This is a genomic window from Vibrio sp. 1078-1, from assembly GCF_033340475.1.
Genome location: NZ_JAWOWM010000242.1, coordinates 1 through 773, shown reverse-complemented (window position 1 = coordinate 773; position 773 = coordinate 1). Strand labels below are relative to the sequence as shown.

Below are 773 nucleotides of genomic sequence, written 5' to 3'. Positions count from 1 at the left end.
TCTCGAGAATGAGAAACAAGAATTGACCAGAGAAAACAACAGGAGTATCACTCCAATTTCCTTCCGATTTTATTAGAGGAAAGCATTTGGAACACATTAACGCTTTACTCATCTCCATGAAGCCTCTGCTGGAGCAGTACGGCTACCTTGCGCTTATTGTCAGCATCTTTTTTGAAGGTATTGGCATTCCCATGCCTGGGCAATCTTTGATGATCGCAGCGTCAATTCTGGCCTCAGAACAAGTCATGAATCTGAGTATGGTTATGGTTATATCTTGGCTCAGCTGCTTTTTGGGCAATACTTGTGGCTACTTACTTGGTTACTACTTTGAAGGATGGCTAGATAAAAAAGGTTACATCTCTGGCCCTAAAATGCAGAAGCTCCAAATCACCATTCAAAAATATGGCCCTGCTTGTTTGGTGGTCAGCCGATTTATTGAAGGGATGAAGCAATTTATGCCTCTGGCGTGTGGGATAGCAAAAATGCCACGCAGAGAGTTTTTACTCGGCAACGCACTCGCTGCCACCATTTGGGTTTTGGTGTTCAGTTTACTTACGCATTTTGCATTTGAGCACCTCAGCGCACTCAGCCATTTATATAGCCACTACAAATACGCAATCTGGGCGAGCGCCGCGGTTGTGTTCGCATTGATGCTCCTAGGCTTGCTTAAGCGAAAAAAAGCAAAATCGTCGCTATAAATGCACTTTCAATAAAGGCTCTTGGTATCAGTAAGATAGATGCCATGAGCTTTTTTCTTTCATCCAAATACAAAA

At 43.1% G+C, this 773-nt stretch carries 1 protein-coding gene; it reads left to right on the top strand.

The features are described from left to right. Positions 1–110: 110 nt before the first annotated feature. A complete protein-coding gene (locus tag R7190_RS26875) occupies positions 111–698 on the top strand; it encodes a DedA family protein (protein WP_031791282.1) in 588 nt (195 codons plus the stop codon). Positions 699–773: the final 75 nt, after the last annotated feature.